The sequence below is a fragment of the Hydrogenophilus hirschii genome (assembly GCF_054656675.1).
In genome coordinates, this window is the sequence record NZ_BAAHXQ010000003.1 from 338,624 (window position 1) to 365,191 (window position 26,568).

Genomic DNA, 26,568 nt, shown 5'->3' on the forward strand with positions numbered 1-26,568 from the left:
TAATCCCTTTGTTTTATCCGCCCAAGAACATCTGGGCGATCTCCGGGTCGTTGAGGAGTTCTTGACCGGTCCCTTCGTGGCGGTTGCTCCCAGTGGCGAGCACGTAGCCGCGATCGCAAAACGCCAACGCTTGTTTCGCGTGCTGTTCGACCAGTAGGATCGCCACGCCGGTGTCGCGCACGTCGCGGCAGATCCGAAAGATCTGTTCCATGTATTTCGGCGAAAGCCCCGCGGTGGGTTCGTCAAGCAGCAGCAGCCGCGGGTTGAGCATCAACGCGCGCCCCATCGCCACCATCTGGCGCTGCCCGCCAGAGAGGCTTCCAGCGAGCGCGTTGCGTTTCGCTTTGAGGTCGGGGAAGAGCGTATAGATGCGCTCGAACGCTTCCGCTTTGACCGATTTCGCGAGGAACGCCCCCATCTCCAGGTTTTCGTGTACGGTCATTTCGGCAAAGACGTTCTTGACCTGCGGAACGTAGGAGATACCGCGGCGCACGATCGCGTCCGGTTTCCAACCGGTGATCTCTTCCCCTTCGAAGAGGATCGCGCCGTCGCGGATCTTCACCAGACCGAAAACCGCTTTCATAGCGGTGGATTTCCCGGCGCCGTTCGGCCCGACGATCACCACGATCTCTTTCGGGTTTACGGTAAGAGAGACGCCGTGGAGAATGTCGGCGTCACCATAGCCACCACGCACCTGATGCATCACGAGGACCGGGTTCATGCGTTCCCCTCCTCGATCTCGAGTTCTTCAATCTCGGCGATCGCCGCTTCGACTTCGGGATGAACGGTTTCACCCAGATAGGCTTCGAGCACCCGCGGGTCGTTGCGCACTGTTGCGAAATCCCCTTCGATCAACACCTTGCCTTCGGCCATACAGATGACCGGATCGCACAGTTTTTCGATCATCTCCATGTCGTGTTCGATCAGGATGAAGGTGTAGTTCCATTCGCGGTTGAGGATCTGGATCTTCTCTTCCAGCTTACGCAGGAGCGTGCGGTTCACTCCGGCCGCGGGTTCGTCGAGGAGCACGAGCTTGGCGTTGGTCATCATCGTCCGCCCCAGCTCCAGCAATTTCTTCTGCCCACCGGAGAGGTTGCCTGCGCGTTCGTTCATCACGTGGGTGAGTTCCAGGAACGCCAGCACGTCGATCGCTTTTTGCCGCACTTCGGCTTCGGTGCGCGCCACTTCCCCTGGGGTGAACCAGTTCGCCCACAGGTGTTCGCCCGGTTGCTTCGGCGGGACGACCATGAGGTTCTCCAGCACGGTGAGGCGGGGGAATTCGTGCGGGATTTGGAACGTGCGCACCAACCCGCGGTGAAAGCGTTCGTCGGTCCGCAGCCGGGTGATCTCTTCACCGTCGAAGCGGATGCGGCCCGCGGTGGGCTGATAGGCACCGGCGATCACGTTGAAGAGGGTCGTTTTGCCTGCCCCGTTGGGGCCGATGAGGCCGGTGATCGTGCCCGGTTCGACTTTGAGCGAGACGCCGTCGACGGCGCGAAAGCCGCCAAACGCCATCACGAGGTTTTCCAATTCCAGCAGCGCCATGGTTCGTTCTCGCTTCGCCACTACCGGGGCAATGTTATCGTGTGGGCAGCAACGATGCGAGTGGGGTTTACCCGATAAGTGAGTGCGCACGAACGGCATCGAAATGCGCGTGTGGGCGGCGTTCGGTTATAATCCCGAGGTGGGTTCGGTTGTAGACGAGATGACGATAACGGGTGTGGCGCTGCGTTCGTGGCGCGAGCGTTGGCTCCAAGTCGGGCTTTTCGAGCTGGGTGGGCTCCTCTTGATTACGCCAGCCTTTCGCTGGGCTACTGGCGAAGGGTGGGGCGAATCGGTCGGGCTTCTGGTCTTGCTCTCCCTGATCGCCACCATCTGGCAGGCGGTCTTCAACACGGTATTCGACCGGTGTGAAGCGCGCTGGGCGCGACGACCCGCACATCTGCGCCCGTGGCAGTGGCGTGCGGTGCATGCGCTCGGTTTCGAGGTGACGCTCTTTCTGATCACCTGGCCGGTGATCGTCCTCTGGACCGGGTGGACGTGGTGGGCTGCGGCGGTCGCGGACTTGGGGCTTGCGCTTGCCTACACCGCGTACGCGTTCCTCTACCATTGGCTTTTCGACCGTTGGCGGCCCGTTGCCGCAGAGCGCGGCGCGTAACCTGCTGTGTTGGCTCTGCCTATGCGGAAGTACGCGGTCGACTCCATGCCCGAACGCGTTTGGCGATGAGAATCGAACACGACGTCGACCTGCGCGATTGGCATACCTTTCGCCTCCCCGCGCGTGCCGCGGAACTGGTGGTGATCGAACGCGACGCCGATTGGGCGGCGTGGCGTGCGCGCTGGCAGGCCGTGCCGCTGCCCGAAGTGATCGTTGGGGAGGGCAGTAACGTACTCTTCGTCGCCGATTTCCCGGGACGCGTGGTGCGGATCGCGACGCGCGGCTGGCAGGTGGTTGCAGAAACGGCGACCGAGCGGGTGATCGAGGCTGCGGCAGGGGAGGCATGGGCGCCGTTCGTCGCGGCGCTTGTGGCGCGCGGTTGGGGTGGGCTCGAAAACCTTGCAGCGATTCCGGGCACTGTTGGCGCCGCGCCGGTGCAGAATATCGGTGCCTATGGCTTGGAGGTGGGTGAGCGAATTACCGCGGTGACGATCTGGCACCGAACAAGCGGTGAGACGCGCACCGTTGCCGCCTCCGAGTTGGCGTTCGGGTACCGCACCAGTTGGTTCAAAACCGGCGCGGCGCGTGACTGGGTGATCCGGTCGGTGCGCTTTGCGCTTCCCAAGCGTGCGGCGTTGCGGCCCCACTATCCCGATTTGCAACGCTGGCTCACCGCGCAGGGCATCGAGCTCGCGGACTTACCGCCGGATGCTGCGGTGCGTGCGGTGCATGATGCGGTGGTGGCGGTACGGGCCGCGAAACTGCCCGACCCGAAAGTGAGCGGCAATGCTGGGAGCTTCTTCCTCAACCCCATCCTCACCGCGGACGAATGGCAGCGGTTGCGTGAATGCGCGCCCGAAGTGCCCGGGTTCCCCCTTGCCGACGGGCGGTGGAAAGCACCCGCAGCCTGGTTGATCGAGCAAGCTGGACTGAAAGGGGCGCAAATGGGGGGCGTTGCGGTCGATACGCGGCACGCGCTTGTCTTGGTCAATTTGGGGGACGGCACCGGTACCGACCTGCTGAGGCTGATGCGCCGGATTCAGGAGGCGGTGGCGGCGCGGTTTGGCGTCATGCTACAACCCGAGCCGACGCTCATCGGTTGGGATGGCACCAGAGCAGCGTCCTGAGCGAATCGACCGTCGCGCGCACCGGATCCGGCAGCTTTCTCTGTGCGTAATGATTCCTAAGGACACGCTGAACAAATCAGCATTTTACTGGAAATGAGCGAGAGTGACCGTATCCCTTCGACATTCACACCTCGGTGGGCAAGAAATGTCTTTTTTGCCGCCATTTTCGGCTGGCTTTCGCCCCGTTTCTCGGCGAATTTCCTCATTTCGCCCCTCTCAGGACGCACCTTGGGCGTTGAGTGCAAACAATTGCCGCTTGGCGATCAGCAGATTCGCCAACCCAAAGAGCGTGTAGAGCTGCGCAGTGTTCTTCGCCAATCCCTTGTAGCGTACCTTCTTCATGCCGAAGAGGTTCTTGACGATGTGAAACGGGTGCTCGACCTTGGCACGCACGCTTGCCTTGAGTTGCTCGATCTTGTCGATCAACCTGCCCATCGCCGTCTTCGGCAGCGCCTTGCGTTTGCCCGGACGCATCGCAACTTCCCATCGAACCTTGCCGTTGCGGTTCTCTTGCCGCTTCTCGACGCCCTGGTAGCCCGCATCGCCAAAGGCCACTTTCTCTTCTCCATGCAGCAGGGCATGGGCTTGGGTGACATCATTGGTGTTGGCCGGGGTGGTCACCAGCGTGTGGGTGATGCCGGTTTCGGCATCGACGCCAATGTGGGCTTTCATGCCAAAGTACCACTGATTGCCCTTCTTGGTTTGATGCATTTCCGGATCGCGCTTGCCGCTTCGGTTCTTGGTCGAGGACGGTGCGGCGATGATCGTGGCATCAACGACCGTGCCTTCCTTGAGGATCAAACCCTTCTGCGCCAGCACGGTATTGATGGCAGCAAAGATGCGCTCGGTCAGATGGTGCTTTTCCAGCAGGCGGCGAAACTTGAGCAGGGTGGTGGCATCGGGCGCAGACTCCCGCGACAGGTCGATGCCAACGAAGCGCCGGATGGCCTGGCTGTCGTAGATGGCGTCTTCGATCCCTTCATCGGACAATCCGAAGCACTGCTGGGCAATATACATGCGCAGCATGCGTTCCACGCCAATCGGCGGCCGGCCTCGTCCGGTTCCCTTCGGGTAGAACGGTTCGATCTCAGCCACCAGCGCCGACCAAGGCGTTACCGCGTCGATTTCGGCAAGAAACCGGTCGCGCCGCGTCACTTTCTTCTTGCTCGCATATTCAAGTTCGGAAAAGCTCGCTTGCATCGTCAAGTGCCTATCAAATGTCAGTACTTCAATTGTCGCATGTCAGGGATGAGTTCGGCCCCATCGATCTGCGAATAAATCAGTGTGTCCCTAACCGAACACCTCATCAAGTGTTTGCGCGTCGAGCACCCGATCGAGCCACCGCTCGATCTCTTCCCGGCTCGCGGTGCTCAGGCGCACCTGCATCGCTTCCGGCAGCGGCCCGAAGCGTTTGGTGAGCAGTCTCTGCAAAGTTTGCAGCTCGCCGAGGTAGAAACCCTTCTCCTCGCCTTGTTGCAATCCCTGCTGCAATCCCTGCTGCAACCCCTGTTCCCACCACTCCCTGGTCCAACTCTCGATGCGTTCGGCCAACATCGTATCGACCTCCAGTAAGTCCGAGACGTCAGGTACCTCGACCGTGCCTTTCTCCATTTTACGCCGCAAGAGCCGCAGTAACCACCGGGTGAGACTGAAGCGCAGCGGCTTCTGTTCCGGTTCGGAGAGCCACTCGATCAGTTCCTGAACCACACGGCGCATATCCTCGGGGCTACGCGAATGTTCGAGCCGAAAGAGCGCCGCAGCAAGGTTACGCTTGGTGAGCGCCTCGGGCAGATAACGCCCCTCGTCGATCAAGAGGTAGCGCGCTTGTGGCTGCCAGCGTCTGAGCGACTCAGGCCCGTGCGCGATCAACTCGCCGATCTCCTCGGCGGCGTTCCAGCGGGGCGTGCCGTTATAGAGCACGATTGGCAACACCGGCGGCAACTTCCCCTCAGGCGTCAATTCGTTGCGGCGCACCAGATCCTGATACAAAAGCCCGAGATAGACGAGCATGCGCAGCGCCATCCAGCGGTCGGGCTGCGCCTGGAACTCCAACAAGAGATAGACATAGAGCCAATGGTTCTCGAAGCGCACCTTCCAGACCATATCCTCGTGGCGCGCATCGCCTTTCTCTGAGACGTAACTGGCGTTTACCCGCTCGAGGGTCGAAAAGTCGAGCGTCTGCACCCAAGGCTCGGGAACGAACCCGATGAGCAGATCGCGCACCATCTCGGGATGGGCAAAAAGGAGCTTGTAGCCGGTGTCGTGTTCTTGGGTCATGGCGTGACAATGACCTCTTCACACCCCCCACACGACCGGTTTGTGCTCCGCAAGCGCGTGCTTCATCATCTGGAGGAGCGGCCACGCCCGTTGGTGAAACCCCACGGGCATTGGCTTGCCGCTGGCATCGGCGTCCGCTTCGAGTGCCGCCAACTGCTGCCGTTCGCGTTCGCGGTCCGCTGCGCACGCCGCTTCCAATTTGGCAATCGCTTCGGGCAACTGTTCCGGCGTGAGGATGCCGCGATCGGGCTCCTTGCCGAGCAATTTCAGGATCGGTTCGGCATGTTTGCGGTACATGATCACGTCCGCATCGGCGTCCGAACGAAAAGTGATCAACAGCTGTTCGGGTTGCATCGCAAATCTCCTGGTGGGGAACGTGACCGGCGCAAAAAACCCGTTGTTCCAACGGGAATTTCAGCGCTTGCTACAGCCCTTTGACCGCGTAAATGCCGGGTGCGTTGCGCCAATACCCTTTGTAGTCCATCCCGAAACCGAAAACGAAGCGATCCGGTATCTCCAGTCCCGTGAAGTCGGCTTTCCACCCCGGACGCGCTTTGCGGTCGTGCTGTTTGTCACAGAGCACCGCCAGCGAAACGCTCGCCGCGCCTTCGGCTTTCAACCGTTCGAGGATCGCCGCGAGCGTGTGGCCTTCGTCGAGAATGTCGTCGAGCACCAGCACGTGGCGGCCCTCTGCCGCTGCGGTGGGCTCGACGCGCCAGTGGAGTTCCGCGCCCTGCGTCGCATTGCCGTAGCGCGTGGCGTGCAGATAGGTGACTTCCAGCGGAAAGCGCAGTCGTGGTAAGAGCTGTCCGGCAAAGATCACTGCGCCGTTCATCACCACATAGACAAGTGGGGATTTGTCGGCAAGCTGGGCGGTGATCTCGGCAGCCAGGCGGTCGATCGCCGCCTGCACCGTTTGTTGATCCGCGAGGCAATCGGCCTCTTCCCACACTTGCCAGAAAGGGGATCGGTTCTGCGTCGTGTTCATCGTGGCACAAACCTCATGCGCAAAAGCGCATTTTACGTTTTTTTTCCGGCGGCTGCCGTACAATAGGGCGCAAAAACCACTCCGGAGCATTTCGATGACAGCGACCGCGCAGGCTTTTCTTCGCTTGGCACTCGAACGGCAAGCGCTGCGTTTTGGCGAATTCGTCACCAAAGCGGGGCGGCGTTCGCCCTACTTCTTCAACTCGGCCCATTTCGATGACGGTGCGGCGTTCGGCGCGCTCTGCGGCTTCTACGCCGAGGCGATTGAGGCGAGTGGTCTCACGTTCGACGCGCTCTTCGGCCCGGCGTACAAAGGAATTCCGCTGGTAGCCGGCGTCGCGATTCGCCTTGCCGAACGCGGGCTCAACCGACCGTTTGCGTTCAACCGCAAAGAGGCGAAAGACCACGGCGAAGGGGGAACGCTCGTGGGGGCGCCGCTTACCGGGCGCGTGCTGATCGTCGACGACGTGATCTCGGCGGGCACCTCGGTGCGCGAATCGGTGGCGCGCATCACCGCGGCAGGGGCGACCCCTGCCGGAGTGGTGATCGCGCTCGACCGCGAAGAGCGGGGTCAAGGCGAGCGTTCCGCGGTGCAGGAGGTCGAAGCCGAATTCGGGATTCCGGTGATCGCGGTGGCGCGGCTGCGCGACCTCCTGCAGCTCCTCAAAGACGACCCCGCGCTCAGTGCCCATTGGCCTGCAGTGGAAGCGTATCGGGCGCGGTATGGGGTGTGAAGCGAACGATGTCGTACTGATCGTCGAGGACGATGCAGCGCTCCGCATACTCTTGGGCGGGCTGCTTGCACGGAAGGGGTGGCGCGTGCTCGAAGCGGGGACGCGTGAAGGTGCGCTCGCGTTGCTGGCGGAAAACCCGTCGATTTCCGTGATCGTCCTGGATTTGGGGTTGACGCCGCGACCCCACGTGATCGACGAAGGAATCCTTTTTCTTTTTTCCGTTCGCCAATCGGGATTTCGCGGCAAAGTGGTCGTGTTGACCGGACAAGATCAGCACGCCGCGGCGGTGGCGGCGATCGGCGAAGGGGCGTTCGATTTTCTGGCCAAACCCGCACAGCCGCAACAGATCCTTGCTGCGGTCGAGCGCGCGCGCCTTTTCTATGAGGCCGAACGGCGGCTCGCTTCCGCGGGTCAAGAACGGGTGGCGCTCAGCGTTCCGCTCGAACGCGGCTGGCGTGAGATTCACGACCAGGTCCAAGAGGTGGTATTGCGTCGGCTGTGGCGCGAATCCAAGGGGAACGCTTCCGAAGTGGCGCGTCGTCTGGGGGTGAAGCGGGAGAATCTCTATCCCTTGCTGAAAAAGTTCGGAATCGAGCGGTGAATGCGACGTGGCTGCCCTGGATCGCTGGCGCGAGCCTGATTGCCGGATTGGTCGTCCTGAGCGTTCTGGCTTGGTTGTTGCGCGACGTCCAGCGGATCGAGGATGCCGCTGAGCGGCTTTTGCAGGCGAACGCGGCAAACGATTGCGACGCCCTCCGTTTTCCTGCTGCCGCGTGGCCGATTCTGCACGCGGTGGGCGTCAAAGGGATGCACGTGGCGTGGCACTGGTACGGGGTGAGGTACGAAATGGGTTGGGGGGATACGAACCGACCGCGCACGGTGGCGATCCCCTTTTCGGCGCAAGTACCCAATCTCAGCGTTCACGGAACGCTTTGGGTGCCGTGGGCAAAGGGGGAGCGCCGCTATTTCGCCAAACGGCTTGCCGATACCCTGCAACTGTGTCTGCTCCTCGACCTTTGGCGCACTGCCGCGGCGACGGAAACCGGCTTTGCGCTGTGGAGCCGCACTGCGACGCTGCTTCTGCACGACGTCAAAAACCTGGCGCAGTTCGTGTTGTACCTCCCGGTGACGCTCGAATCGCCCGATGATGCGTCAAGCGATCGGCGCAGCGCCCACCGCATGCTTGCGGCGGCGTTACCGGCAGCGACCGAACGTGCGACCCGGATCCTCAGTCGTTTGACCCACTGGTCCGAGGCAACCCAAGCAACAGACGTTCTGCACCCGATTGCTTTGACGCCGTTCCTGGAAGCGGAATGCGCGCGGTTGGGTGGTTGCGTGCCCATCGAGGGGGAGGCGATCGTGGCGGCAGTTCCGGAACGGTTGCGCGAGATCGTGCAGGAGTTGTGGGAGAACAGCGAGCGCCATCAAGGTACGCTCACCCGCATTGCGGTGCGGCGTGACGACGCAGCCCACCGCGCCGAAGTGGCCTTTGCGGTGGCGGTGTCGGAGCCGGTGACGCCACAACACGTGGCACGCTGGTTTCAGCCCTTCTTCTCTGGGGATGGGCAGGGCAGCGGCCTTGGACTCTTCCAGGCTCAATGGGCGGCCCGCGCATGCCTCGGGGACCTGACGGCGCGCGTTGAGGAGGGCGGCGTGGTTTTTTGCTTGACCCTCCCCCTGTATGAAAAAGGGGACAGACCAGGAGGCGCTGATCGAGTAAAATAATTCTGCGCTTCGGTTCTATTGGGTAAGGAGAGGAGACCATGATGGCTTTCAAACGTGCGCAAACGGGTTTTACCCTGGTTGAGATCGCGATCGTTCTGGTGATCATCGGGTTGCTGCTCGGTGGTGTGCTCAAGGGGCAAGAATTGATCGAAAATGCCAAGGTGAAGAACGCGATCAACGACATCAATGCGGTCAAAACCGCGTACTACTCCTATCAAGACCGCTATAAGCGCTTACCCGGTGACGATGGCAACTTGGCAGCGCTTCAGGCGCGCGGCGGAACGTGGGCAAACGTTACGCAAGGTGGTGACAACAACGGTGTAATTGCTGTTACCGCTGCGCAAACGTTCAACGGAGGGGGGGAAAACGATAACTTTTTCCAACATCTCCGGGCCGCGGGTTTTTTGACCGGTGACGCGACAGTTGCCGGTGCAGCGGCACTGCCCAGAAACTCTTTCGGTGGTTTGATCGGGATCACCAACGCCGCAGTTCTCGGCTATAATCAAGCGACTTTGATGGTCTGCTTAGGTAACGTACCTGGAAAAGCAGCAGCGGCAATCGATTCTCAAATCGATGATGGGGTGGCGAACACCGGTTCCGTTCGTGCGACACAAGGTGCCAACAATACCGCTCCGGGTGCCGCAGCAACAGCCTATAGCGAGGATCAGAGTTACACGGTGTGTTCCACGCTGTAAAGCAGAGTGTGCCTATTGCGCCGCCAAAACACACGAGGACGCCCGCTCCTCCACGCGCCCAACACATGCGCGGGGTGGGAGCGGTCCTCATTCTGTCGTTGCTGGCGGCAATTGCACTGTTGGCTACGTTTTTCACGTCTTATCTAAAGCAGTCACAGTCGGTTGTCGAAAAGACGGTACTCGCGCAACTCGAACGCGCAAGGGCGGCGTTGTTGGGTTACGCGAAAGCCAATGGCTGCCGGTTACCGTTGCCAGCGGGCTTGCGCTCCGACGGGTCGCCAGACATCCGGCAAAAAACGAGCGGTGCTGGCGGGCTCTGGGTTGGCCTCTTGCCGACGCGCGATCTGGGGTTGGAAGCGGGAAGTAGCACCCTCACCGATACCGCTCCGTTTTGGTATGTGGTCTATTGTCCCGATGCCAGTTGCACCCAAAGCGGCGATGCGCTCACGGTGCGCTCGAGTTCGGACGGCGTCACCGCAGCAAATGCGCAAAACGCCGTTTTTGCCGTGCTTGCGCCGGGGCCGGCGCGCGATACGACGCAGAGGCAAAGTCGCGCCAGCAGCGTGGGAACCGCCGCGGTGCCCATTGCCGCGTTTCTGGAGGACGCGGTGGGGGCAGGAACAGGCATGCTCAGGGAAACCGGGCTTCTGAATCCGGTCGCTGCCACTGCGGGAGCCTTCGTTCCCGTCATGACGCCGCCATCGCTTTGGCACACCCCGCAGGACGGAGGAATGAGTGTGCGCCCGTACAACGACGTGGGCGTCTTCGCGTCGTACTCGGACTTGGGGTGCAGTTCAGGTGGACTCGGCACCAGTACCATCGACCTCAACAGCGTGGGGCTCGACGGGACGCCCATTCATCAAGGGTTCGTCCCCGAAGGGGCGGGGGCGAGCGTAATCGCCAGCGACCCCGCGCACAACGACCAACCCACGCTAGCGATGAACAGTGCCAACGGCAGCAGCGGCTCCTGTCTGTGGTTCGATCCGCTCGCAGTCGGCTTCACTGCGCCCGTCCCGTTTCGGGGCAAACGGTGGGAAGGAACTTTTCGCTATCGGTTCGCATATCCCGATCCTCCTGGTGGCGTCGACCGCCGTTACGGATTCACGTTTGCCCTTTCCGATAGCGCAGCGGGGCGGCCTACGACCTGCGGCGCGCAGCAGAACATGGGGGTAATCACCTCGGGCAGTGCCCGCACCCGCTATTTTCTCGAAGTGGATGTGCATGCCGATGCAGCAGACCGTGACCCGAACGGCAACCACTTGGCGTGGAAATACGATGCCAGTCTCACCCACGCAGGGGGGAACGGTGCGCCGCTTACCAATGGCTGCACCGGGAGCAGCCAACCCGGATGTGCTCCTTCGCCGGCGAACGCGTTCGAGGAGCAGCCGCAACCGCTAGCGCACCGCATCCATTTCGTCCTGGACGCGCGCTGTAATGCCGATTGCAGCGACTGTAGCGGCACCGACACGGCAGCCGTACTGGCCCAAGCGTGGCTCGATTGCGCTAACACGAGCGGCAGTGATCCTTATCTTTGTTCCGGGCAAGCGCCTTCCCTTTCGGCCTGTTATGCGATCGCTCCCGGCGAAATGAACGGCGCCTATTTCGGTTTCACAGGCGGCTGGGGAAGCGGCGCGAATGGGCAAGGAGTGACGCTATGGGATTTCCGCATGCGCTGGCAATGAGCCAGCCAGCCCGAAGCCGTGGGTTTTCGTTGGTCGAAGCGGCGTTGGTACTGGTGCTGGTGGCACTGGTGCTCGGCGCTTTGCTCGTTCCGTTTGGGGCCCAGCAGGAACAAAAACGGATCCAGGAGACGCGCGACAAGATGGCGCGGGTTCGCGAAGCGCTCATCGGTTACGCGGTGGCCCGCTGCGGGGTCACTGCGACGGTTCCCTGTCTGCCTTGTCCCAGCGCGCCTGGTGCCACGTGGGAGAATACGACGGGAGAGCCGCGGGCAAGCTGTGCGACGGTAAACGACGCGGAAGGCATCGTGCCGTGGCAAGCGCTCGGGCTCAGCAAAAACGACGCAGTGGATGCGTGGACGCGACCGTTTCGTTACCGGGTTTTGGAAAAAGCGGTGACCGGAAGCGGCACGGTGACACACGCATCCGGTACCAATTGTCCCACGACGCCTTCGGCGATCACCGTGTGTCGTCGTGACCCGTCAGGTACGAAGACGTTTGAAACCGATACAGTCGTTGCATTGCTGCTTTCGCACGGCCCGAATGGACTGGGGGCGCTGTTGCGCGCACCGGGCGCGGCAACGGGGGACGAAGCGGAAAATGCAGACGGTAACGACCGTCTGTTCGTGACCGGAACACCAACGGCTGCAGACGCTACGAACCCGTTCGACGATATCGTCGATTGGCTTTCGAGCAACGAACTGTGCGCGAAAGCGCCCGCCGGTTGTGCCAATTACCAGTGACCGGTGCGTATGGGCGTATGGAACCGCGTTCCGGTATGGTGCGACAAGGTGCTGCACCCCTGCCCATTGCGCCAGTTACGGCGCGATCGGCAACTGCGCGCCCACCGGTACCGGATACGATTCCCCTTGCGTGTTGGTGAGCACGATTCCGTTGCGATAGACGTTGAGCCGCCAACCCCCCAATTCGCTGCCATCGGCAACGAAACGTCCGCCAATCCAAGCACCGCGTCGCTCGCGCGGTGCCAGGACGACGCCGTCCAGACGCGGAAGCGGTGCAGGGTTGGCGGGTTTAGTGGTTCGGTCGGCGTGGCTACGCGCCTGTTCGATCGCGAACCGCTCCTCTTGGGTGAAGAAGAGCCGTCCGAGCCATTCGGCAGGAGGCAAAGCGGGTGCCGCCGTTTGGGCAAGGAGCGGACTGGATAGGCTTCCCAGGACGCAAAGCGCCAGCCGCGCGCGCCATACTCGCGTCCGGATTCGGATTTGCGAACGTGGGTAAGTGCTCATTGCCCCGCTTCTCCATGCGTTGGCGGGGTGAACCACCACCGCAGCGTACAGTCGATGTCGAGCCCCAATGCGCCGCTTCGCCGCAACGCACACCGCTCGATCCGGCTCCACCCCGGCGCGTGCTGTTGCACGTCGGCCAGAAAAGCGAGCCATTCGCCTTCATGGACTTCGATCAGTTTGAGTTCGAGCGGTTGGTAGGCGATTTTGGTTGGCGGGTCATCCCCCGGATCGCGCCACGGGCTGGCCTCCGGCGGGAGCGGGAACGGGGCTTCGACCACCGGGCCCAGCGTATAACGGACGGTGGGAAGCGCTAAGCGTGCCTGCGCGGCCAAGAGCGCTTCGATGAGCGCGACCCGATCGGGCGGAGCGGTGAATCCGGTCATTTCCAGTGTTCGGTAGCGGTAGAGGTGGCGTTCGACGTTGTCACGCGCCCGTTGGGTCTGACGCAATTGTTCCTGCGTTTGGACCAGCTGCCCTTGAACGATCGCGAGTTGCTGCGTTTCGTACGTTTGCCAGTGCAGCGCACCAGTCAGCACTGCTCCGGTCAAGACAAGAACGATGCCAACACGAATCGCGCTTCGTTTCAATGGGTTTCGTGTGCTCTGTGTGGTTGGGGCTGCGGCGTTCATGGGCTCGGACTCCACGCCAGACAGAGGCGAAACGGCTGCAGTTTCAGGGATGCATTTTCCCCGCTCAATGTCGTGTCGCGATCGGTAGCTACGGGGGGGGAAAAAGAAACGATGCGCCACCCGGGTGCCGCGAGTTGCATTCGGAAACGGGTCTCTGCGTCCAAAAGCTGCTTCAGGGGGAGCGTTTCGTTGGTTTGTCCTTCGGCGTAGAGCCAAAGCGCTGCATCGGAAGTGGTGGGAGCGCGAGCGGTTGGCGGGGGTGGGCAATTATCGGGTGCATCAGTGGCGGGAGCAGGCTGCTGCTGTGCTGTGGTCGCTTCTGGGTTGACACCCGGTGCCGGGAGGGGCGCGGGGTCGGGGCGATAGAGGGTAAGGCGTTCCAGGCGGTATTCCGGCGTCGCGGCGAGCGCACGGCTCAGTGGTGTCAAAAGCCCGGGAAAGGTGCCCGCCGAGGCAAAAAGCTGCTCGTGGATGTGGATTGCCGCCAAGAGCTGGTCGGCGGCAACGCCGAACGCGCTGATCTCCGCTGAGGTGCTCGCCAACTGCCGCTGCAGTTGCGCGTTGAGTTGTTCAGAGCGGTAGCGGCTCATTCGCAGGCTCCAGCTTTCCAAAGCGATTGCCCCGGCATATAGGAGCACCGCAGCGCTGACGAGGCTGCCCCCCCCGACGAGGGCAAGGCGCAGCTGTTGCAGACGAAAAGGTGCAGTAAGCGAGCGGGGTGCTAGAGAGGGCGGGCGGCGCCATTGCCGACACCACCACGGAATGAGCACAACGAACCCACTTTCGGTGACGGTAGGAAAGCGACGCTGCACGGCGGCGGGAAGCGAGCGGGGTTGCCACGAGTGCGTTCCTTGAGGCTCGGGGGGGGTCGTTCCCAGGAAAAGCGTTGCGGGACGCTGTTCGCGAGGCAGTAATTTTTGGTTGTGCAGGTAGCGGACGGTACGGTCGAGTTCGGTCGCGATACTTGCCGGGTTGGTCTCACTGGGTAAGAGGCGGGAGAGTTGCGTGCGTTGATTCGCCTGAAAGAGGATGCGGATGCCAGCGGGTGTGCGCACCACGGCCAGCAGCGGTTCGCGCGTTTTGAGGTGGCGGGAAAACCACGCGCTGATCACTTGGCTGGCCGTCCAAACGCCCACGATGGGCGACTCTCGCTCTAGACAAGGCGTTAGCAAGGGATCGAGCCATTCGGTTTCGGTTACCGCCAGCAGCAACCATTCCCGCGAAGGGCGAAAGGGGGTGCCCGAGGAGAGGGGGAGCGCGACGCGGTATGGGGTTTCCGGATAGTTTTGCGCCAACCGGCGCTCGAGGTAGAGCCGCAGGTCGCGCCCCCAGAGCGGAGGGACGGTGATGGGCGTCATGCTCTCCGAAGGGTGGTCGATCACGCACAAAATGGGCGCATCGCTCGACGGTCGGGCCGGAAAGGGAAGAAGTCCGGTGGTTTCGCTCAGGTAGAAGAGTGCCGGGCGCATTTACATTCGAATCTTGGTGATGGTGTCATAGACGGGGCCAAGGACCGCAAACATGATCCAGCCCAGAATCAACCCCAGAACGACCGTCAGGATCGGTTCGATCAAGGTTTGCAAGCGGGCGACCGATTCGTTGACGTCACGCGCATAATAGTAACTGACATTGGCGAGCGCGTCGTCCAGCGCACCGGTTTGTTCGCCAACGCGCAGCATCCGGATCACGAGTGGCGGAAAGAGTCCAGAACCGGCAAACGCTTGGGAGATGGGGACGCCTTGGGTGACGAGGCGACGCGCATGTTCGATCGCGGTGCGGACTTCCAGATTTTGGGTGACCTCCTCACCCAGCTGCAGCGCGTCGAGGATGGGGACGCCAGATCGGTACATCAAAGCGAAGACGTCGGCGAAGCGCGCCAGGATGATTTTTTGGATGATCGCTCCGACGAGCGGGATCTGGAGCGCTTGGCGGTGGAGCCACTGCCGAACCCGTACATTGTGTTTGGCCACGAAAGCGATGAGGAGTGTGGCTCCTGTGGGGACGATCAAAAACAGGTACCACGATTCGGTGATGAAACGGGAGACGGCGATCAGCGCGCGGGTGGCAAACGGTAACGTTTGCCCCATGTTTTCCAGGAAGGTGATCAGTTGGGGAACGAGGTAAGTCATCAGAAAGATCACGACTGCGGTGATTACGACGAAGACGAATGCAGGATAGGTGAGCGCTTTCTTGGTCTGGGCTTTGAGCTCGTCACGCCATTTGAGGCTGGCGACGATTTGCGCGAGCACATCGGGCAGTTGCCCGGTGGCTTCGGCCGTCTTGATGAGGCTGCAGATCATCGGCCCCGCCACTTTTGGGTGTGCAGCGAGCGCCTGGGAGAGCGACGCGCCCGCTTCGATGCGGCGATGCAGGTCTTCAGCCAGATTTTGAATGGCTGGCGAGGCCGAGGTATCACGCAGATCGGCCAGAAAATCGAGCAGCGGGACACCGGCGCGAAGCATCGATTCCATTTGAAAGTAAAAGTCGATGATGTCACGCGGTTGCAGCGGTGCACGGGCTCGGCGCCGCGCGCGGATTTCTCGTGCCTCAAGCAGCGTCAACCGGTTCGCTGCCAGTTCGCGCTCCAGTTCGCTTTCGTTTTCTGCTTCGATTTGACCGCGAACGGTCCGACCATCTTCGGTGAGCGCGCGATAGGCAAATCTCATGCTTCCGCAAACCACCCAGTGATATCGACGACGCGCGCCACCTCTTCCAGGGTCGTGACTCCTTCGCGGATCCGGCGAAGCCCGTCTTGCGCGAGTGTGATGAATCCGTGCGCAGCGGTGTATTCGGTGAGTTCGCGCAGGGTGGCGCGACGCGCGATCAGTTCGTCGAGTCCTGCGTCGAACGCCAAGATCTCCATGAGCGCCAACCGCCCTTTGTAGCCGCGCATGCCGCATTCGGCGCAGCCGACTGCCCGGTAGAGCACCTCATGCGCTTCCAGGCGTAGCATCTCCCGTAGCCGCTGCCCGTTGGGTTCGGGTTCTTTGCAGTGGGAGCAGAGCCTGCGCACCAGCCGCTGGGCGATGATGCCGATGACGTTCCCGGCCATGATTTCTGGCGAGATACCCAAATCGAGGAGGCGCGGAATCGAGCGCAGCGCGGAGTTGGTGTGCAAGGTCGAGAAGACCTGGTGCCCGGTCATCGCGGCGCGAAACGCCATGATCGCGGTGTCGTGGTCGCGGATCTCGCCGACGAGGATGATGTCCGGGTCTTGACGCAGCAGGGAACGAATGCCTTCGGCAAAATCGATGCGGCTGGTTTCGCCGATCGATGTCTGGCGAACCAGCGGCAGCACGTATTCCACCGGGTCTTCCAGGGTCATGATGTTGACCTGCTCGGAGTTCAAATGGTTGAGGATGGAGTAGAGCGTGGTGGTTTTCCCGCTCCCGGTCGGGCCCGTGACCAGCAAAATCCCTTCTGGGCGCGCCAACAGGCGTTTGAGGAGCGCTAGTTGTGTGTTGTGTAGCCCCAACGCATCCAGTGGCACGACGCTGCGCTTTGAGTCGAGGATGCGCAAGACGAAATTTTCACCTGCCAGGGTGGGTTGCGAAGAGGCCCGAAAGTCGATTTCACGGCCAGCCAGCGTGAGCTGAATGCGGCCGTCTTGCGGCGCGCGGTTTTCCGCGATGTTCATTCCGGCCAGGATCTTCAAACGCACCAGAATCGCGTTCCAATAGCGGCGGTGCAATGCGCGACGTTGCTGTAAGACGCCGTCGATCCGGTAACGGATGCGCACGAAAGCGGGTTCGGGTTCGAAATGGATGTCCGAAGCGCCTTGGAGCACCGCGTCGGTGAGCAGGGCATCGACGAGTCGGACGATCGGGTGGGCAAACGACTGCGCGTCCTCCTGAGTGAACTGCGAGAGGTCGCTCTCCCCGGCCAGTTCGCGCAGAATGCCATCGAGCGAGAGTTCCCGTCCGTAGAATTGGTCGATCGCTTGCTCGATCGCGGCGCGGGGTGCGAAACGCCACACCGGTATGGCTTTGCTGCCCAATTGGGTGCGGATGCGGTCGGTCGCGATGATGTCGTTGGGGTCGGCGATCGCTACGATGAGCTGTTTCGCGGCGGTGTCGAAGCTCACCGGAAACGCGGCGTAGCGGCGGGCGATCTCTTTGGGGATCAGACCGAGCGCTTGTGGGTCCGGGACGATCTTTTCGAGGTCGATCGCCTCTTGCCCCAAGTTTTCCGAAAGGGCTTCACTCAGGAGGTCTTCGGTGACGAAGCCGAGGGCAAGTAGCGTTTCGCCGATGGGTTTTCCGAGTCGTTGCTGCTCGAAGAGCGCGATTTGAAGCTGATCCGGTGTCAAGACACCGCGTTCGATCAGAATTTCGCCAAGTCGTTTGCGCGGCGCGACGGTAGGCTCAGTCATTGGGATTCCACCAGATTGAGACGCAGTGCCTGAATGCGGCGGGAGAGAGCCGCACGGTCGATCGGTAGCATACTGCTGGAATGGCTTGCCAGCGCCTGTTCGTAATATTGGAGCGCGGTCTTCCGTTCACCGAGTTGGTCGAGGCTCACGGCAAGGTTGTAGAGCGTGACGGGATCATCGGGCGTAAGGCGGTACGCTTCGAAAAATTGGACTTGGGCTTCCGCCCAGCGCTGTTGTTGGGCTAGGATCAACCCGAGCGCGCGGTGGAGTGCCGCGTCGTCGGGATGGTTGGCCAACACCGTGCGGATTCGGCTCTCCAGGCCGACCAGGTCGCTTGCTGGTTCGAGTTCGACGAGGGCGGCGAGCGCAGCCGGGTGATCGGGCTGGACGCGCAACAGCGCGTGGTACCATGCGCGCGCTTCGTCCAGGCGGTTTTGCCCTGCTGCCGCAACAGCCAAACCCAACAGGATCGCCGGGTTGTCGGGATCGGTTCGGGAGAGTTCGCGCAGCGAGCGTTCGGCATCCGCCCAACGGTGTTCGTCGAGCGCGGCATAAGCTGCGGTCAGACGGCGCTCACCTGCGGCGGGTCGAGACCGGACGATTTCGATCCGTGCGTCAGCGGGCAAAAGCGGCGTGGTGGTCGTTTCGTCCGGGTTCGGCGCAGTGGGCTGCGGCGATTGCTCGCGCCTCGGTGCGGTTTCTGGATGCGATGCTGCCGTTGGGGTTGAGGCGCTGGGAAGGGGACGTTTCGGTTGTTCGGACGCCGGTTGTTCCGATAAAGGTGGCAGGGCTTGCGTCTGGTCGACCGTGTCCGCTTCGGCGTTGGTCGGTGTCGTAGGAGCCACCCCGGGGGGGACGACGTCGCCGCGGGGCGGCAAGGCCGGCGCCGCAGCAACGACAGAGGGCGATCCCGCATCGGTCGCAGCCTCAGTGTTACGTGCGATTCCAGCTGCCGCTTCGGTGGTTTCGGTACTCAGGGTTTGCTGCGCTGGAACGCTGGTTGAAGGTTGGGCGAGGGGTGTCTGCTGGCCGAGTGTGAGCAACGGCAGTAGTTCGAGGGCAAAATAGCCGCCGATCCCAATGAATACCGCAAGGCTCAGGACAACGAGCGCACCCGAACCGATCCGGAGTTTTTGAGTGGGTTGATTGGCGTCATGAACGGCATGCAGCGTTTCCGCTGCCGCGCGGTCATGCAGCGCCGTAGCGGTTTGCCCGTGTGCCGTCGTATGCGAGAAATCGCCTGTGGGTGCAACCGCTTCTGGTGGGAGCGCACCGTCGTTCGGCTGCGGACGCGGGGGGGTGGGGTCGCGTTCCAACGCTTCGAGCAGCAGACTCATCGCTCAGGCACTGAGGGAATCAGCGGACGTTGAGGCAGATCGCGGGCAAAGAAGTCACTGCCCGGCAGATGCCGAGCCAGGTCGCGATAGTCGGTGTCGATACTCGGGTCGGTGACGATACGCGGGCGAAGGAAGATCACGAGTTCACTCTTGCGCGATTGGTTGTTGCGGTATCGGAACAGTTCGCCAACGAGCGGCAACCGCGAAGCGCCAGGGACTTCATCGGTGCCATCGGCGATTTCGTCACGCATCAAGCCGCCCAAGACTGCGACTTCACCATTCCGGACGCGAATCACCGATTCGATCTCCCGCGTCTGAATTTCGGGAACGAGGCTGCGCACTTCGGGCAGTGAGCTGAATTCGCCGCGAGCAATCGCAAGGTTGACCGCGACGGCCGGGTCTTCGACGTATCCGATCAGGCGTGAAACGGTGGGGCGAAGGTTGAGGATGATCTCGCCGCTGTCACTGATCTGGGGGGTGATCGCCATCAGGAACCCGATCGGCACCGTATTGGGCTCCGACGTGATCGTCCAGGTTCCCGGGGATCCCGAACTGCCCGGTTGGTACTGCGCAGTCAGGGTGAAATAGACACGGCTCTCGACCACTTTGAGCACGGCGGTCTGGTTGTTGAGCACACTCAGTTTCGGGCTCGAGAGCACTTTGGTCTTGCCAAAGGACTGCAACAGTTGCACCGAAAAATCGAGCAAATTGGAGCCAAACGGCCGGAGAAACTCGATCGTTCCCATACTGGGGACGATGCCTGACGCAGGGGCGCCACCTGGAAGCGATTGGCTCGTGCCATTGGGGATCGTGCGAAAGCGGAACGTGCTGTTTTTCTGGTGCAAAAGGTCCCAGGTAACGCCCTGTTGGTAATCATCGGAGAGTTCGACTTCGACGACGCTCGCTTCGATCAGCACTTGGCGCCGCGCCGAGGCAAGAATCCGGTCCAGGTACGCTTGCACCTGTTTGTGCTGTTTCGCGGTGGCCAGCACGAGCAGCGTGCCGGTCTCCGGGTTGGCGACCACCGGGTTGGCTAGTGCGGGCGATCCGGTAGCGGCTGCGGCAGGCGCTGCGCCTGTGGCGGATTCCGATGGAGGCGTTGCCGCGTCGCCAGGGGGGGATGTTTGGCCACTTTGACCGATTGACGCAGCGTTCGGTGTTGAAGTCGTGGTCGTTGCTCCGCCGTTTGGTTGTTGCACCCCTACGATTGCCGAAACGCCACGGAGCAACGCTTGCCAGAACTGGTTGTTCGCCGCGGTGGTGATTTGGGTTTGGGAGTTGTTTCCGGTACCGGTGTCGCCCCCCCTTCCGGTACTGGCGATTTGGGTCGCGATCGCGACCGAACTGCTCACGGTGCGCGCCAGGTTGGGATAGTCGATGGTGTAGGTACGCACGAAAGGGGTATCCGGTTCAACTTTGAGGACACCATTCTCGAACCGCCAGCGAACATCGACTTGCTCCGCGATGCGGTCGAGAATGGCTGGCAGGGGTTGCGCGATCGCGTTCAGCGTGACGGCGCCGGACAGGTCGGGATAAAGGTCGACATCGATCTTGGCGTCTCGCGCCAGGGCAAAGAGCAGCACTTTCACGGGTACGTCGCGCACCACCAGAGTGTAGCGCTCTTGTGGTTGCGGCGAAGAGGGCGGGGTAAGACGTGGTGGGATACCGGGGCGCGCCAGTGGCGGGATCGCGGCATCATCGATCACGGGGCGACGCACGTTTTGCTGCAGATGGGTGTCCTCGACCCGCGGTGCGGGGGCCGCGCAACCCGTAAGGAGAGCGACCGAACAGAGCACGTGTAGTAAGGCACGTCGCACGGGTTATTCCTTCAAGGTGGTCAGCGCCACGACGCGCGGTTCTTTCAACAGGAGCGCGGAAGGCAACTCGGGCAACATCATACCCGCCTCCTCGGCACGGCGAAATGGCCCTAATAATATCAAAATCTCATTTTGGTTTTTGGGTTGATGGGCGACGAGCGAATAGCCAGCAAACGAACGGGGTAACTGTTTGCGCAGTTCGTCGATACGGCGCTCACGTGCCCGATTGGCAAGCGTGGGCCAATGGTCCAGCACGATCGCGTAGGTGTAGCCGTGCCTTTGCCATTGGGTAATCGTGGCTTGCTGCGGCGCTGGTTTTGGTGTGCGTGCGGTGCTGAGGTTTGACGTGGTGCTGAGTTCGCGGTTTTTCTCCTTAGCAGCTGGGGTTTGGCCGGTTCGCTGTGGTTTTTGCTGCAGGTTTGCCGCCATCTGAGAAGGTTTCAGGATTTCGGGTTTCTTGGGTGGGGTCACGGGTACGGGTGGCGTTTCGGTTGGCGGCGCGGCGTGTTCACGCGCTGCCGTTGGTTTCGGCGGTGTCGATTGTGGCGACGGTGCAACAGGCGTTTGGAGGGTCAGCTGCGGAACGGGGCTCGGTTCCGATTCGTGTTCGGAAGGAGGCGGCGTCTTTGGCAAGGGCATCGAAGCGGGGGAAGCAGCTCCGTCAGCGAAGTGTGTCCAGGTAGGATCGCGATGCGCGATGGCGACGATGGCCACCGCGAGCACCGCTACCACGGCCAGGACCAATGCGATACGCCAGAAGCGGGGAGGCACGAAACGGCCTTTGGGGAGTTCCCACGCCAACTCCCGCTCCGCACGTCGCACATCCGCCGGGGTCACGCGCTTTGCGCCGCGCGCAAACGCAGACAACATCGCTTTGTCGGCCAGCAAATTGATGCGCCGCGCAATCCCCCCGCTGGCGCGCGCGATCCGGTTGAGCGCCGCTTGGGTGAAGGGGTTTTCGCCGGCGAGCCCTGCGGTGCGCAGCCGAAACGCGATGTATTCGGCAACGGTCATTTTGGGAAGCGGAGAGAGGGTGAAGCGGTGCACGATCCGTTCCCGCAGCGGCAGGAGCAGCGGATCGGCAAGGAGCGTGGTGAGTTCGGGTTGCGCAAAGAGCACGATCTGCAGCAGTTTATGCTGCGCGGTCTCCAGGTTGGCGAGCCGCCGTACTTCGTCGAGCGCCGCAGGCGTCATCGCGTGCGCTTCGTCGATCACGACCGCGGTGCGTTGCCCTGCTTGGTAGCGGGCAATGAGCGCCGCGTTGAGGCGGTCAAGGAGCGTTGCGCCCGGTAGCGGATCCGCAGCGACCGAGGTAGCGCCGTTTGCGTCTGGGTTTGCCAAGACGCCCAGGTCGTGCGCAATCGCGGCGACAATTTCGTTGGGCGCAAAAGCGGGGTTGGCCAAATAGGCAACGTGCCAACCCATTTCGCTCAAGCGCGCAACTAGAAGGCGCGCAAGGAGCGTCTTGCCGCTGCCCACCGCACCGGTGACCGCGGTGATCCCTTCGTCGGTGGTGACCGCAATAGTGAGCGCTTCGAGGAGCCGCCCCCGTTCCCCGCCCGCGAAGAAATAGCGCGGGTTCGGTGTGATCGAAAAGGGCGGCTCGTGTAAGCCGAAGTGCGCAAGGTAGAGGGTCGACACCGGCACGTTCTCCAGGAGGAGCGACCGCCCAGTTTACCGCAACATGCGCGCAACGTTCCCCTTACAACAATACCCGCTCGACGCCGCCTGCGCGTACTTTTTCGACGTATTCCACCAGCCAATTTTCGCCCAGCACGTGCTTGGCGATTTCGACGACGATGTAGTCGGCGTCCAGCCCCCCCGCGTCGTCGGCGTAGCGCGCCAGTCCCTGCAAACAACTGGGACAGCTGGTGAGCACCTTGATCGGCACGTTGGGCTGGTCTTTGCGGATCAGCGCCGCGTCTTTTTCGAGCTCTTCCTGCTTACGGAACCGTACTTGGGTTGAGACGTCGGGGCGCGATACCGCCAGCGTGCCCGATTCCCCACAACAACGTTCGGAGAGTTTCACCTCAGTGCCCATCAGCGTCTGTGCCACTTTGAGGGGCTGGTGGGTCTTCATCGGCGTGTGGCACGGGTCGTGGTACATGTAACGCACACCCGAGACCCCTTCGAGCTGGACCCCTTTTTCCATCAGGTATTCGTGGATGTCGAGCAAACGGCAACCCGGGAAGATCTGCTCGAACTGGTATTTGAGGAGCTGATCCATGCAGGTGCCGCAACTGACGATCACCGTTTTGATGTCGAGGTAGTTGAGGGTGTTTGCGACGCGGTGAAAGAGCACGCGGTTGTCGGTGATGATCTTCTGTCCTTGCGCTTCGAACCCGGCGGCGGTCTGCGGATAGCCGCAGCAGAGGTACCCGGGCGGTAGCACGCAGGTGGCACCCACGTGGTAGAGCATCGCTTGCGTGGCGAGCCCCACTTGCGAAAAGAGCCGTTCCGAGCCGCAACCGGGGAAATAGAAGACCGCTTCCGACTCGTCTGCGGGCACCCTGGGGTTGCGGATCACCGGGATGATCTTGTCGTCTTCGATGTCGAGCAATTGCCGGGCGGTGCGTTTGGGCAAGTTCCCCGGCATCGGTTTGTTGATGAAATGGATCACCTGCGCGCGCACCGGCGCTTTGCCGCGGGTAGCGGGCGGTTGTTGGGTCTGTGCCTGGATGAGACCGAACCGTTTCGCGGTGCGGTAGGCAAAGCGTTGGGCGCGATAACCGAGGTCGATCATCACGCTGCGGATCAGTTTCACCGTCGTCGGGTCTTTCACGGTGAGGAACGCCATCGCCGCGGCGGTGCCTGGGTTGAACGATTTTTTGCCCAATTTGCGCAGGAGGTTGCGCATGCTGATCGAGACGTCGCCAAAGTCGATGTCCACTGGGCACGGCTTCAGGCACTTGTGGCAGACGGTGCAGTGGTCGCCCACGTCTTCGAACGCCTGCCAATGGGCAACAGAAACGCCGCGCCGCGTCTGTTCTTCGTAGAGGATCGCTTCGATCAAGAGCGACGTGGAAAGAATTTTGTTGCGCGGACTGTAGAGGAGGTTCGCTCGCGGCACGTGGGTGGAACAAACCGGTTTGCATTTGCCGCAGCGCAGGCAATCTTTGATCGCGTCGGAAATGCCTTTGAGGTCGGTCTGTTCCATGATGAGCGATTCGTGCCCCATCAGGTTGAACGACGGGGTGTAGGCGCGGGCGAGATTCCCACCGGGCATCAATTTGCCACGGTTGAAGCGCCCTTCCGGGTCGACGCGCTCTTTGTACGCCCAGAACGCCTGTAGCTTTTCGGGTTCGAGGTAGTCGAACTTGGTGATCCCGATGCCGTGCTCACCCGAAATCACGCCACCCAGCTCCTTGGCGATCGCCATGATGCGGTCGACCACCTGGTTGGCGCGTTGCAGCATCTGGTAGTGGTCGGAATTGACCGGGATGTTGGTGTGCACGTTGCCGTCGCCGGCGTGCATGTGCAGCGCAACGAAAAGACGCCCTCTCAGGACCGCTTTTTGGATCGCCTGCAGTTTGGCATGCGTCGGGGCAAAGAACTGTCCGGCGAAGATCGATTCGAGCGGCGCTTTGAGTTCGCGCTTCCACGAGACGCGTACTGAGTAGTCCTGAAGTCGGTGGAAGAGCGTTGGATTGGGGGCGGTGTTTTGGTATTCGCTGGCGCGAATCCCATATTCGGCAAAGTGCGCTTCGGCTTCGGCCAACGGGAGGTCGAGCGACTGGTAGAGCCACTGCCAACGCCGCTTCACTTCGCGCACCAGTTCGAGCGCCTGGGCGCGCTTTTCTTCGATCCATTCGGCAGGGGGTGTGGTTTCACCGTCGGCTTCCGCGACCGGGAGCGGTTCGTTGGCCAAGAACTGCTCGATCGCGTCGCAGATCTCGAGCTTGTTTTCGAGCGAAAGTTCGATGTTGATCCGCTCGATCGCGTCGCAATAGTCGCCCATGCGCGGTAGCGGGATCACCACGTCTTCGTTGATTTTGAACGCGTTGGTGTGGCGGGAGATCGCCGCAGTGCGCGAACGGTCGGCCCAGAACGCTTTACGCTGCTCGGGGCTCACCGCGATGAACCCTTCGCCACCGCGCAGGTTCCCCATGCGCACCACCTCGGACGCCGCGCGCATCACCGCCGCTTCGTCGTAGCCGACGATGTCGCCAATGAGCACCATCTTCGGCCGGCCATGCCGTTTGGCTTTGGTGGTGTAGCCCACCGCCTTGACGTAGCGCTCGTCGAGGTGTTCGAGCCCGGCCAATTTGACGCCTGCGGCATGGCCCGCACCGCCCGGTTTGAAGTAGTCGGTGATCTCGACGATCGCAGGCACCGCTTCCCGCACTTGGCCGAAGAATTCGAGACAGACGGTACGCTGCACCGGCGGCATTTCGTGGAGCACCCAGCGCGCCGCGACGATGATCCCGTCGGTTCCCTCTTTCTGCACCCCCGGGATGCCGCCCAGGTATTTGTCGGTGACGTCTTTGCCCAATCCCGGTTTGCGCAGGCTTGCGCCAGGAAGTTCGAGGAGCTCTTCGCCCAACGGGGCATAGGTTTTGCCGTCGAAGCGCTTGAGCCGGAATCGGACGGTCTCTTGTTCGTGAATCTTGCCGAAGTTGTGATCAAGGCGCTCCACCTCCAGCCAGTTGCCGTCGGGGGTGACCATTTTCCACCACGCGAGGTTGTCGAGCGCGGTGCCCCACAGGACCGCTTTCTTGCCGCCCGCGTTCATCGCGATGTTGCCGCCGATGCACGATGCTTCGGCGCTCGTGGGGTCGACGGCGAAGACCCGGCCGGCCGCCGCTGCTGCTTCGGCGACCCGCGCGGTGACCACGCCCGCGCCGGTGCGGATCGTCGCATACGGGGTCTTCATCGGGTTGCCGTCGCGGTCTGGAAGATGGACCATCTCCACTGGGCTCATCATCAGGAGCTTTTCGGTGTTGATCACGACGCTCTTTGCGTCCAGCGGGACTGCGCCGCCGGTGTAGCCGGTGCCGCCGCCGCGCGGAATGATCGTGAGCCCCAGTTCGATGCACGCGCGCACGAGCGGCGCGATCTCTTCCTCACTATCCGGGCAGAGCACCACGAAAGGGTATTCGACCCGCCAGTCGGTGGCGTCGGTGACGTGGCTCACTCGGCTGTGCCCGTCGAACAGGATGTTGTCGCGCCGCGTGTAGCGGGAGAGTTTTTTGACCACCTGTTCGCGCAAGCGCGCGATCTCGTCGAATTGTCGCGCGAACCGTTCGATCGCCTCGCGAACGTAGGTGACCAGTTGACCGACCCGTTCGGCGCGCGTGGGATCTTCGTGTGCACTGGCTTGCCGCCGTTTTTCGACTTCGTTCAGACGGTGGTAGAGCGCGTCGATGAGCGCCTGCCGCCTTTTGGGGTGGTCAAGGAGGTCGTCTTGCAGGTAGGGGTTGCGCTCAATGACCCACATGTCCCCGAGGATTTCGTAGAGCATCCGCGCGCTGCGTCCGGTGACGCGTTCGCCACGCAGCGATTCGATGATCGACCAGGCTTCTGTTCCCAACAGGCGAATGACGATTTCGCGGTCGGAGAGTGAAGTGTAGTTATAGGGGATTTCGCGCAAACGAGTCATCGTGACAGTCGCTCCTTGTCGTCGTCAGGTTCGATTGTACGCAAAGCCGTTCGTTCCAAACAGTGCTTGATGTTATGGCTTTACGATTGCCTGAGACAATTGAAATGATTGTTGGGTGCAATTGGAATTTATCGTCTCTGGCCCTACAATGATTCCCGTGCTGTTCGATGCCCCAGGGTCGAGCA

General features: G+C 61.9%; 23 protein-coding genes. 8 read left to right on the forward strand and 15 right to left on the reverse strand.

Annotation, left to right across the window (positions count from 1 at the left end; genetic code table 11):
- Positions 1-13: 13 nt before the first annotated feature.
- Positions 14-721, reverse strand: coding sequence for an ABC transporter ATP-binding protein (locus ACYQ4Z_RS10485; RefSeq protein ID WP_219973002.1), 708 nt, complete (start codon positions 719-721; stop codon positions 14-16).
- On the reverse strand, positions 718-1,539 hold the full coding sequence (locus ACYQ4Z_RS10490) for an ABC transporter ATP-binding protein (protein WP_438439028.1): 822 nt from the start codon (positions 1,537-1,539) through the stop codon (positions 718-720). The genes ACYQ4Z_RS10485 and ACYQ4Z_RS10490 overlap by 4 nt, the downstream gene beginning before the upstream one ends.
- Before the next feature lie 88 nt (positions 1,540-1,627).
- Between ACYQ4Z_RS10490 and ACYQ4Z_RS10495 the strand changes: the two genes are divergently transcribed.
- Complete coding sequence (locus ACYQ4Z_RS10495) at positions 1,628-2,158, forward strand: PACE efflux transporter (protein WP_459860986.1); 531 nt, start codon at positions 1,628-1,630, stop codon at positions 2,156-2,158.
- 65 nt (positions 2,159-2,223) lie between these two features.
- On the forward strand, positions 2,224-3,285 hold the full coding sequence (murB, locus tag ACYQ4Z_RS10500; protein ID WP_219973009.1) for a UDP-N-acetylmuramate dehydrogenase: 1,062 nt from the start codon (positions 2,224-2,226) through the stop codon (positions 3,283-3,285).
- A gap of 216 nt (positions 3,286-3,501) precedes the next feature.
- On the opposite strand, the gene ACYQ4Z_RS10505 is transcribed toward murB, so the two are convergent.
- The 4 genes from ACYQ4Z_RS10505 to ACYQ4Z_RS10520 all read right to left on the reverse strand — a co-directional run bounded on the left by ACYQ4Z_RS10505 (position 3,502) and on the right by ACYQ4Z_RS10520 (position 6,550).
- Positions 3,502-4,485, reverse strand: a complete 984-nt coding sequence (locus ACYQ4Z_RS10505) for an IS5 family transposase (RefSeq protein WP_108079952.1) — start codon at positions 4,483-4,485, stop codon at positions 3,502-3,504.
- Positions 4,486-4,575: 90 nt separating this feature from the next.
- Positions 4,576-5,562, reverse strand: coding sequence for an Rpn family recombination-promoting nuclease/putative transposase (locus ACYQ4Z_RS10510; protein ID WP_219973010.1), 987 nt, complete (start codon positions 5,560-5,562; stop codon positions 4,576-4,578).
- 18 nt (positions 5,563-5,580) lie between these two features.
- Complete coding sequence (locus tag ACYQ4Z_RS10515; protein ID WP_197713723.1) at positions 5,581-5,916, reverse strand: DUF1840 domain-containing protein; 336 nt, start codon at positions 5,914-5,916, stop codon at positions 5,581-5,583.
- Between the two features lie 70 nt (positions 5,917-5,986).
- The gene (locus ACYQ4Z_RS10520) at positions 5,987-6,550 is read right to left on the reverse strand and encodes a hypoxanthine-guanine phosphoribosyltransferase (RefSeq protein WP_219973011.1); all 564 of its coding nucleotides are present in this window, start codon (positions 6,548-6,550) and stop codon (positions 5,987-5,989) included.
- 94 nt (positions 6,551-6,644) lie between these two features.
- On the opposite strand from ACYQ4Z_RS10520, the gene pyrE reads away from it, so the two are divergent.
- From pyrE to ACYQ4Z_RS10550, 6 genes are all read left to right on the forward strand, one after another.
- Complete coding sequence (gene pyrE, locus ACYQ4Z_RS10525; RefSeq protein ID WP_285615456.1) at positions 6,645-7,283, forward strand: orotate phosphoribosyltransferase; 639 nt, start codon at positions 6,645-6,647, stop codon at positions 7,281-7,283.
- On the forward strand, positions 7,273-7,884 hold the full coding sequence (locus ACYQ4Z_RS10530; RefSeq protein WP_219973013.1) for a response regulator: 612 nt from the start codon (positions 7,273-7,275) through the stop codon (positions 7,882-7,884). The genes pyrE and ACYQ4Z_RS10530 overlap by 11 nt, the downstream gene beginning before the upstream one ends.
- Positions 7,881-9,008 (forward strand): ATP-binding protein, encoded by a 1,128-nt coding sequence (locus ACYQ4Z_RS10535; protein ID WP_459860988.1) that lies wholly within the window; start codon positions 7,881-7,883, stop codon positions 9,006-9,008. The genes ACYQ4Z_RS10530 and ACYQ4Z_RS10535 overlap by 4 nt, the downstream gene beginning before the upstream one ends.
- 38 nt (positions 9,009-9,046) lie before the next feature.
- Positions 9,047-9,703: a prepilin-type N-terminal cleavage/methylation domain-containing protein gene (locus ACYQ4Z_RS10540; RefSeq protein WP_459860989.1), complete on the forward strand. Its 657-nt coding sequence runs from the start codon at positions 9,047-9,049 to the stop codon at positions 9,701-9,703.
- Positions 9,704-9,768: 65 nt separating this feature from the next.
- Positions 9,769-11,385, forward strand: coding sequence for a hypothetical protein (locus tag ACYQ4Z_RS10545; protein WP_459860990.1), 1,617 nt, complete (start codon positions 9,769-9,771; stop codon positions 11,383-11,385).
- A complete protein-coding gene (locus ACYQ4Z_RS10550) occupies positions 11,358-12,125 on the forward strand; it encodes a prepilin-type N-terminal cleavage/methylation domain-containing protein (protein WP_459860991.1) in 768 nt (255 codons plus the stop codon). The genes ACYQ4Z_RS10545 and ACYQ4Z_RS10550 overlap by 28 nt, the downstream gene beginning before the upstream one ends.
- 75 nt (positions 12,126-12,200) lie before the next feature.
- On the opposite strand, the gene ACYQ4Z_RS10555 is transcribed toward ACYQ4Z_RS10550, so the two are convergent.
- From ACYQ4Z_RS10555 to ACYQ4Z_RS10595, 9 genes are all read right to left on the reverse strand, one after another.
- Positions 12,201-12,629 (reverse strand): hypothetical protein, encoded by a 429-nt coding sequence (locus ACYQ4Z_RS10555; RefSeq protein WP_219973018.1) that lies wholly within the window; start codon positions 12,627-12,629, stop codon positions 12,201-12,203.
- A complete protein-coding gene (locus ACYQ4Z_RS10560) occupies positions 12,626-13,258 on the reverse strand; it encodes a hypothetical protein (protein ID WP_459860992.1) in 633 nt (210 codons plus the stop codon). Before ACYQ4Z_RS10560 ends, ACYQ4Z_RS10555 begins: the two co-directional genes overlap by 4 nt.
- Entirely contained in the window at positions 13,255-14,727 is a 1,473-nt protein-coding gene (locus ACYQ4Z_RS10565) for a hypothetical protein (RefSeq protein WP_459860993.1), read from the reverse strand. The genes ACYQ4Z_RS10560 and ACYQ4Z_RS10565 overlap by 4 nt, the downstream gene beginning before the upstream one ends.
- Positions 14,728-15,924, reverse strand: a complete 1,197-nt coding sequence (locus ACYQ4Z_RS10570) for a type II secretion system F family protein (protein WP_219973021.1) — start codon at positions 15,922-15,924, stop codon at positions 14,728-14,730. It abuts the gene before it with no gap.
- A complete protein-coding gene (locus tag ACYQ4Z_RS10575; protein WP_459860994.1) occupies positions 15,921-17,630 on the reverse strand; it encodes a GspE/PulE family protein in 1,710 nt (569 codons plus the stop codon). Before ACYQ4Z_RS10575 ends, ACYQ4Z_RS10570 begins: the two co-directional genes overlap by 4 nt.
- Complete coding sequence (locus ACYQ4Z_RS10580; RefSeq protein WP_219973023.1) at positions 17,627-18,967, reverse strand: tetratricopeptide repeat protein; 1,341 nt, start codon at positions 18,965-18,967, stop codon at positions 17,627-17,629. Before ACYQ4Z_RS10580 ends, ACYQ4Z_RS10575 begins: the two co-directional genes overlap by 4 nt.
- On the reverse strand, positions 18,964-20,784 hold the full coding sequence (locus tag ACYQ4Z_RS10585) for a type II secretion system protein GspD (RefSeq protein WP_459860995.1): 1,821 nt from the start codon (positions 20,782-20,784) through the stop codon (positions 18,964-18,966). The genes ACYQ4Z_RS10580 and ACYQ4Z_RS10585 overlap by 4 nt, the downstream gene beginning before the upstream one ends.
- Positions 20,785-20,787: 3 nt before the next feature.
- Positions 20,788-22,425, reverse strand: coding sequence for an ExeA family protein (locus ACYQ4Z_RS10590; RefSeq protein WP_459860996.1), 1,638 nt, complete (start codon positions 22,423-22,425; stop codon positions 20,788-20,790).
- 61 nt (positions 22,426-22,486) lie between these two features.
- Positions 22,487-26,383 carry a DUF3683 domain-containing protein gene (locus ACYQ4Z_RS10595; protein WP_219973026.1) on the reverse strand — a complete coding sequence of 1,299 codons (3,897 nt, stop codon included), beginning with the start codon at positions 26,381-26,383 and terminating at the stop codon, positions 22,487-22,489.
- Between the last annotated feature and the right edge of the window lie 185 nt (positions 26,384-26,568).